This is a genomic window from Rhodopirellula sp. JB055, assembly GCF_043100905.1.
In the GTDB taxonomy this organism is placed as follows: domain Bacteria; phylum Planctomycetota; class Planctomycetia; order Pirellulales; family Pirellulaceae; genus Rhodopirellula.
Window position 1 is genome coordinate 19,813 of record NZ_JBICHO010000273.1, and the last position, 8,731, is coordinate 28,543.

At 56.0% G+C, this 8,731-nt stretch carries 4 protein-coding genes and 1 pseudogene; 3 read left to right on the plus strand and 2 right to left on the minus strand.

The genetic code is table 11. The features are described from left to right. Window positions 1-45 precede the first annotated feature (45 nt). The gene (locus ACF8AM_RS11060; protein ID WP_392555697.1) at window positions 46-4,518 is read left to right on the plus strand and encodes a PVC-type heme-binding CxxCH protein; all 4,473 of its coding nucleotides are present in this window, start codon (window positions 46-48) and stop codon (window positions 4,516-4,518) included. A gap of 185 nt (window positions 4,519-4,703) precedes the next feature. On the opposite strand, the gene ACF8AM_RS11065 is transcribed toward ACF8AM_RS11060, so the two are convergent. After that, window positions 4,704-5,861 carry a substrate-binding domain-containing protein gene (locus ACF8AM_RS11065; protein WP_392555693.1) on the minus strand — a complete coding sequence of 386 codons (1,158 nt, stop codon included), beginning with the start codon at window positions 5,859-5,861 and terminating at the stop codon, window positions 4,704-4,706. A 175-nt stretch (window positions 5,862-6,036) separates the two neighbouring features. Continuing rightward, complete coding sequence (locus tag ACF8AM_RS11070) at window positions 6,037-7,167, minus strand: hypothetical protein (RefSeq protein WP_392555694.1); 1,131 nt, start codon at window positions 7,165-7,167, stop codon at window positions 6,037-6,039. A gap of 76 nt (window positions 7,168-7,243) precedes the next feature. On the opposite strand from ACF8AM_RS11070, the gene ACF8AM_RS11075 reads away from it, so the two are divergent. Beyond that, entirely contained in the window at window positions 7,244-7,429 is a 186-nt protein-coding gene (locus tag ACF8AM_RS11075) for a hypothetical protein (protein ID WP_392555695.1), read from the plus strand. Window positions 7,430-7,848: 419 nt separating this feature from the next. Continuing rightward, window positions 7,849-8,731: pseudogene (locus ACF8AM_RS11080) on the plus strand (hypothetical protein); the annotation flags it as partial.

The window sequence follows — 8,731 nt, forward strand, 5'->3', positions numbered from 1 at the left end:
CCTTCCGTAAACTTCGTGTCACGGCACCTGTTGTCGTCCCATCCTATGAAGAACACCCTGCTTCTCGCGTTCGCCTTCCTCGCGTTTTGGGCGGCCGCCTCGGCTTGGCATGCCGAGTTCGCATCCGCCGCCGACCAGCAACGACTCAATGTGCTGTTCTTGGGCGACAACGGGCATCATCAACCCAAGCCTCGGTTTGATGAATTGCAGCCCGCGATGGAAAGCAACGGCATCGACCTGACCTACACCGACGACATTTCGATGCTGAGTTTGGAAAAGCTGAACGAATACGATGCGTTGGTGTTGTACGCCAACATCGATGAGATCGCGAAACCCCAAGCGGACGCGTTGCTGCAATACGTCGAAGAGGGTGGCGGATTTGTGCCGCTGCACTGTGCGACCTATTGTTTCCGCAACCATTCCGAAATCGTTGCGTTGATGGGGGCTCAGTTCCAACGTCACGGCACAGGCGTGTTTCGAACCACGCCTGACAAACCCGATCATGAAGTGATGAAGGGCTACAGCGGATTCGAAAGTTGGGACGAAACCTACGTTCATCATCTGCACAACGAAACAAACCGAACCGTGTTGGAATACCGCATTGATTCCAGCGGACGAGAACCATGGACTTGGGTTCGTGACCAAGGCCAAGGTCGTGTCTTCTACACCGCTTGGGGACATGACAGCCGAACGTGGACCAATCCCGGATTTCTGAACTTGGTCGAGCGTGGCATTCGCTGGGTTGCAAAGAAGGATCCACAACAATCCGGCGAGTTCGCCGATGCGGCCGCGTTTCCCGTGCCCGAAATGACCTCGCTTCCCGAAGGCGACAAGCCGTTCACGTTCACGGACGTTGGAGCCAAAATTCCGAACTACACCGCCGGTAAAAAATGGGGAGTGCAAGGCGAATTGAAAACGCTGATGCAAGATCCCTTGCCGCCGGAAGAATCGATCAAACGATATGTCAATCCGAAGGGCATGCACATGGAACTGTGGGCCTCCGAAGGAGGCATCGTTGGCAAACCCATCGCGATGATATGGGACGAGCGTGGTCGTTTGTGGATCAGCGAAACGATGGATTACCCCAACGAACTGCAACCGAAGGGCAAAGGCCGCGACCGCATTCGAATTTGCGAAGACACCGACCAAGACGGTGTGGCTGACAAGTTCACTTTGTTTGCGGAGGAGTTGAGCATTCCCACGACGTTGGTTTGCTACCGCGGTGGTGTCATCGTTCAGGACGGCGAAGAGACGGTTTACCTGAAGGACATTGATGGCGACGACAAAGCCGACTTCCGCCAAACGTTGATCACCGGTTGGGCACTGGGCGACACTCACGGCGGCGTCAGCAACTTCCGCTACGGTTTGGACAATTGGATTTGGGGGATGCAAGGTTACAACGCATCACGCCCAGTCATCAACGGTGAACGCCAACAAGGGTTTCGACAAGGTTTTTGGCGTTTCAAAGTGGACGCCGATCCGAATGGAGAAGCCGACGCGATCACCGGATCCACTGCGAAAGGCGACTTTTCCGATCACACGTTGCGGGTCGACCAAGTCGAGTTCATGCGAGCGACCGACAACAACACATGGGGATTGGGGTTCACCGAAGAAGGTCTGGTGTTCGGATCGACCGCGAATCGAAACCCCAGCAACTTCATGCCGATTCCAAATCGCTATTACGAACAGGTTCGTGGTTGGTCACCTCAAACTTTGCACATGATTTCGGACACTCACTTGTTCGATCCGATCACGCCGAACGTTCGTCAAGTCGACCAGCACGGTGGATACACCGCTGCGGCCGGGCATGGCATCTACACCGCTCGACAGTACCCGCAAGCTTGGTGGAATCGAACCGCATTTGTATGCGGTCCCACGGGGCACTTGGTCGGCACGTTTGTGTTGACGCCTGATGGAGCCGGATTCAAATCCACCAGCCCATTCAACTTGGTCGCCAGCGACGATGAGTGGGCGGCGCCGATCATGGCGGAAACCGGCCCCGATGGGTTTGTGTGGATTCTAGATTGGTACAACTACATCATCCAACACAACCCAACGCCGCACGGTTTCGAAACCGGCAAGGGCAACGCTTACGAGACCGACCTGCGAGACAAAAAGTTCGGTCGTGTTTATCGCTTGGTCACCGATGGAGATGCGTCCAAGACAGGATCCGTTCCGAGTTTGAGCTCGGACGATGTGCCAGGTTTGTTGGCTGCTCTAAGCCATTCTGCCATGCCGGTTCGCTCGCAAGCTCAACGCTTGTTGGTGGAACTGGGCCAGCTTGATGACGCGACGGTTGCGTCTTTGTTGGAATTGATCGGCGACGAGGAACAGGACGCGATTGGTTTGACTCCCGGAGCGATTCATGCACTTTGGACGCTGGACGGATTGGGAATGGTCGGCAGCGGCAATGCGGCCATCGATGCTGCTGTTCATGAGGCTTTGCAGCATCCCAGTGCTGGCGTTCGTCGATCGGCGGTGAAGGTGCTTGGAAGCTCCGAAGAAGACATTGAACATCTGATCGAATCCGGCGTGTTGAGCGACGGCAATGCTCAAGTCCAATTGGCGGCGCTTCTGAAATTGGCAGAGCCGACCACGCCGACCACCGACATGGTTGTCAACGCATTGGTTCAAACGATGAAGAGCCTCGGCGACGATCGATGGTTGCTCGATGCATGGACCAGTGCCACAGCGATGCACGCCGGTGGGGCTTTTCCAGCCGTGTTGGCATCCGCACCGGAACGCGATCTTTCGCGATCGATTCGCCGTCGACTCAACGTGATCAGCGAACACTTCGCTCGATCGCAACCCGATGCCAAATCCCTGCAAGGCTTGATTGAATCGGTTGCCAAAACCGCTGCCGGCAATGCCTCCGGTGTTTTGGAAGGGCTCGCGAAAGGATGGCCAAAGGATCACAGTGTTGAGCTTCCCGAAGCCGCTGAGTCGCAACTGGTCGACTTGTTCGAGCAGGTCTCCGTCGATCAACAAAGTCAACTCGTTCAGTTGTCTGAGATGTGGGGGACCAACGCGCTGACTGACAAGGTTGCTGAACTGGCTGAGCAGATGCTTGAATTGGTCCAGGACGATTCGCTCAGCGATCAAGATCGAGTCAGCTCGGCTCGCCAATTGGTCGCGATGCAGCCAACCGACGACGATGTGGTCTTTGACCTGCTGGAAAGCATCGGTCCGCAAACGTCACCCGCCGCAACGGTTGGAATTCTGGATGCACTGAAATCCAGTCGCAGCGAAGAACTCGGTGGTGCTCTGATCGAACAGACCGCAGCATCAACCCCTTCGGTTCGTGGTTCCATCATTCGTGTTTTGCTTTCTCGTCCCAATACGACGTTGGAATTGATCGACAGCATCGAAGCGGGTGAACTGCGAATGTCGGATCTGTCGCTCGATCAACGACAAGCCCTGAGCAACCACCCGGACAAGGCGATCAAGCAGCGAGCTGAAAAGCTGCTGAAGTCATCCGGCGGTGTTCCGACTGCGAACCGAGTTGCGTTGCTGCACGAGTGGTTGCCGGTTGCTCACGCGAAAGGCAATGCGACGCTGGGGGCTCAGGTGTTCAAGAAGCATTGTGCCAACTGCCACCGCCACAGCGGCGAAGGAGCCGACGTTGGTCCCGATTTGACCGGTATGGCGGTTCATCCAAAGGAAGAACTGTTGACGCACATCTTGGATCCCAACCAAAGCGTGGAAGGCAACTTCCGTACGTTTGCAGTGCTGACAACCGAGGGACAAGTCTTCACCGGAATGCTCGGTGGTGAATCGAGGACATCAATTGAATTGATCGACGCTCAAGCCAAGCGGCACACGATCTTGCGGGAAGAGATTGAGCAATTGAATGCCTCCAGCCAATCGCTGATGCCGGAAGGTTTTGAAAGCCAGATCAAAATGGAAGAGATGACAAACTTGCTCGAGTTCCTGACGTCTCGGGGCAAGTACACACCTTTATCATTTTCCGGAATCGCCACCGCGGTCAGTACAAAAGGGATGTTCAGCGATGGTGATAACGGTCCCGACCGAATCATCTTCGCTGATTGGGGACCGAAGGAGCACAACGGTGTGCCGTTCAGCCTGGTCGATCCGCAAGACGGGCGCGTGCCGAACGTGATTCTGTTGCACGGGCCGCAAGGCAGCAAGCCACCGTCGATGCCCAAGCAGGTGCCGATCGTTTGCAATGCAAGTGCGTCCGCGATTCATATTCTGGGGGCCGTCAGCGGTTGGGGATTCCCGTTCGGAGCGGAAGGGGAGCACACCGCGACCGTGCGATTGAAGTACGCCGATGGCGAGGTGGAAGACCACAAGCTGCTCAACGGTGTGCACTTCGCAGACTACATCCGCCGCGTGGATGTCCCGGAGTCGGAATTCGCATTTGATGTTCGCGGCCAACAGGTCCGCTACTTGAGGCTCACGCCGAAACGCCAAGAACCGCTCGAGACGATCGAGCTGATCAAGGGAGACGACCGAAGTTCACCCATCTTTGTGGCAATCACGGTCGAATCACCCTGACCCGGAGCGAAGCAGGTTGGTAGGGATGATTGCGAATGGTCGTGGACGAGGCGACGAGTCCTTTCCCACGCGAGGGAGTCGTTGCCTCGTTCACTACGGTTCACGTCGTCGGTGAAGGAAGCGTCGAAAAACCTCAGTAATGAAATCGACTTCCTTCGCAACGCACCCCCGGGGAACCGACTTAGTTAGATTTTCCGGAACTTTCGACGGTAGGTGGCCGGCGGATGTCCCATGGATCGTCGAAAAGCCACGCTCATGTACTCGTGGTTTTGAAAGCCGGTTCGTCGCGAAATTTGTGCGAGAGTCAGATCGGTTTCAATCAAGAGATATCGCACTCGCTCGATCCGTCGCCGCGTGATTTCTTGGTGCGGCGTGCGTCCCATCAATGCCAAGAATCGGCTCTCAAACACTCGCCGTGAGAGGGGGACCTTTTTCACCACGTCTTGTACATTGATGCCATCGCAGCAGTGGTCCCGGATGAAGCGAACTGCCGCGGCAATCTCCGGATCTTTGATGGCCAGCACATCCGTTGATTGGCGAGTCGCCACACCGAGCGGTTCGATCAGATGCGGTTTGGCATGAACTTCTTCGCCACGCATCATGGCATCGAGCAAGGAAGCGGCTTCGCGTCCCGTCTGATGAGAGGCTGGGACCACACTGGACAAAGGCGGTGTGCATAAATCGCAGAGCAGTTCATCGTTGTCGACTCCCAGCAACGCGAGTTCGCTGGGCACTTTGATGCCGTGCAATCGACAAACGTCCAGAATCTTCTGTGCCATGATGTCGTAACAGGCGAAGACACCGATCGGGTGAGGCAGTGACAAAACCCACTCGGCCAATCGTTCGCGTTCTCGCATCAGTGATTGAGGGCGTTGGTCGTCCACGTGAAAGTTGAACGACTGGCACTCGAATCCATCTTTGGTCACGTGAGCTTCGAAAGCATCGCGGCGCAAGATCGACCAGTTGAATCGGGACTCACCGCAGTAGGCAAAGTGCTCGAACCCGCGTTCGCGAAAATGTCGGTAGGCCAATTCACCGATCGCGACATCGTTGGTTTCGACCCACGGGATGTTCGGGATTCGCCGAGCTGCACTGACATCCACCACTGGTATTTTCAACCGCCGAATCGAGGACGCGATTTCTTCGTTCTCAATCCGGGCAATGACACCGTCGCCCTCCCAGTCGTCCAGCCAAGTTGGCGGAGCCGCGCCTCGTTCTTGTTCGACCAAGTAAATCGACCAGAGATCATGTTCGTGGATGTAGGAGGCGATTCCACTGAGCAAGCCTCGTGCGTAGGCGTTCGAGGTTTCGATGAGGAGAGCGACCGCTTTCTGCTTGGGCATCTTCGTCCAGTCAATCAAATCTTGCGAGCGAGGTGACCCCTCACGACCCGAACCTGCAATGGTTGGGCAGCGGCCTTCTCGATCCGCCTTCGGATCCAATCATAGACGATTGATTTGACTCTCTCTCGGGAAATAGAACATGTTTGTTGGTGGATTTCCCCGGCCGAGGTAGGAGTCAATAGCGGTAGATTGCAGCCAGTGGGCTGTCGGGAGATGTTGCCTGCATTCGTCTCACAGTTCCGCCGGATTGGAGGGTGAGTCGGACGGCCGTGTTCAACAAATCGTTGCCGCTTTCATCGTCGACTGAAATGTGCTGGTTGGCTGCATCGAAACGCCCTGGGATTGGTTGATCCTGGCGGATGAGGAGCGTGTCCACTCGTCCCGCACTGGCGGCATTGAGGACTTCCCGCCATTGATCCGAACCTTGATCATCGGCGATCGCGGTGCCCAAGCGTTCCGCGATCACATCGTCGTTGGATTGATTGTGCTCTTTCGCAAATGCGGTGATGCGTGCTTTCAGTTGTGAATCCGTCAATCCATCGGGGCTGACCTGGATGCACTGTGTCAACTCGACCGATTCGGTGGCTGCATCGAAGTGCCCGGCCACCTCCTCGGTTGCGATGGCGACGAGTTGTTGATCCGTGTTGTAGAGCCGTTTCGCAACATATTCACCGACCCGAGAAAGATACGCGCGGCGGTCGGCCTCGATCTTGTCTTCGCCGTTGCCGTGTCCGTGATACATCACGGTTTCTGATCCGCCCCGGCCGTGAGATTCATGCGACGAGTACTGAAGTTGTTTCTCAGGATCGCGCGCCGTGACCAACTCGTCCATCGTCAACGGAAAAATATCGTCTTCGATCTCCATCGTGGTGTGCCCATCAGAACGGAACAGTCGAGCTCGTTCCCACGAGAGCGCCAGCGTCAGTAAATTGGTTTCACCACAAGCGACACTGGCGATGGGCCGCACGTTGAACTCGGGGCCAACACAAACCGAATCTCCAGGATCATGGCTTAGCAACACTCGTTCTTCAAATCCTTCGCTGAGGAAGATCGCCAGTCCCAACGCTTGGTGTTGCCAGAATGACGCGTCACGCGAGAGCTTGGCGAGTTCCTCCAACTTGGGCACCAGCGGGCTGTTCTTCTTCTGCGCCTCATCGATCGCCTGCCGAACCAAATTTTTGAACCGAATGGAGTTTTGGTTGGTATCCGGACCGGATTGGTAGGTGCCCATCATGATGGATACGCAGTCGCCTTGTTCGTGGTCCAAAATTTCAGTCAGTTGCGGTTTGGTTGGAAAAGCGATCACAGTCGACTTCCTTTCTTTCTGGCAGTGAAGTGGTTCAATCATCGATGGGAGTACGCCGCAAATTCGGTGCCGCCTGATGAATTGGGAACGTTTGCTCAGCAAACGACCAACCGACACGTTTTCGTCCAAGGTTCTTGCCGCCTCGGTTCGTTGGCAGACGAGCGATCTCGCGTCCCATACGATCTCGCGTCCCAGATTCGTGCTGGGTGATCTGAGAGCGGGCAACATGAATGATTCGCGGCCGTTGTTAGAAATCACGTGAACGTGGCGGCGGCTCGATTGTCGCTGTGGTTTTGAGGGAAGTCACGTTTTGAACGGGGTTAGCTTGACGGTGTTGCGTGGCAACACAGATTTCCTGGCACGAATCCTGCGTATCCATCGCTGGCTCGTTTTGAGCTTCTTCCCCAAACCACTCTCCGTTTGGCTTAGGATGCAACGCAGCCGAAAAGGCGCTTCGTTGTCTCCGCCGCCAAAGTGGGCGAACGAAGGGTGAAAGCCAAACTCGAGTCTTCTCTACCCGCTCGACCAAGCCAAACACAGGACTTTTCCATGTCTCGTTCATGCGACCTGCAACTTCATGCTGCTGAGAGCCTGCCGAAAAATGCTCGCAGCCTCGCCGTTCCAACGTCATTCTCTTCGCCTTCCGCCGCTTTTCGAAAATGGCGGCGACACGCCTTGGCAATGTTTCTGTTGGCCGGCGTGACAACCGGCGGGCTCAACGCTGTTTCTGCACAGGAGTCACGATCGGCAGAGCGTGCCAATGCACAGCGGAACCACCCTCGCCTCCAAAAGAGCGACACCAACCGAATCAGCGATTGGGGATTGGCCGGTGTGATCTGGAGTGACGCGAGCTTGGTCCGCAAGCTTGCCTCCGAATCCGTGCAACGCACGAAGGACCCAAAGCAGATTGCTGAGTTCGAACGATTGGTCCGGCAGTCGACGGAAGTGATCGAGTCTCTGGAATCGTTTGGTTGGAAACTGCGTCGACAACAAGCCGAACAATCCGGCAATCCAGTGTCTGAACAATCGCAAGTCCGTTCCGAACGAATGCGAGCGGAATCGCAACCGCAATCTTCTGAGCGTCAAGCGGAAGAGCCATTGCCTGATCCAAAGGAAGTCGGCGACAAGCTTGCCGAAGAACTGCAACGGACGCGTCCACCCAAAGCTTCTGAGACGGAAAACGACGGTCAATCCAATGATCGTTCAGAAGGCGAACTCGCCGCCCAAGCGAATGCATTGGAACGGTTTGATACCGAGACTCCCGCCGGCGTGGATGATCCAGGCATCGATGATGAATGGACAGCCGCCCGAGCCGCCATCGATGTCGACAACTACCGCGTGGATGACTATGTCGATGAGACTCCTGGGGAAGAAGCCAACATGGCCGATGCCGTGGAAGACGGAGTGGAAGGTGCCATCGCTTCCGCTGCAGGCCGACTTGGTACTGGACGTGATTTGGGGGCCCGAATCAGTGAACGCGAAATCCAGACGTTGTCGGCAACGCTACCCTATTCGGATGACTCCATCTATGACGCTGACGACTACGATCCAGACCGAGACTACC

What these genes read in the sequence shown, in the direction of transcription:
- ACF8AM_RS11060 (WP_392555697.1), top strand. Translation starts at nt 46, where the DNA reads ATGAAGAACACCCTGCTTCTCGCGTTCGCCTTCCTCGCGTTTTGGGCG.
- ACF8AM_RS11065 (WP_392555693.1), bottom strand. Translation starts at nt 5,861, where the DNA reads ATGCCCAAGCAGAAAGCGGTCGCTCTCCTCATCGAAACCTCGAACGCC.
- ACF8AM_RS11075 (WP_392555695.1), top strand. Translation starts at nt 7,244, where the DNA reads ATGAATTGGGAACGTTTGCTCAGCAAACGACCAACCGACACGTTTTCG.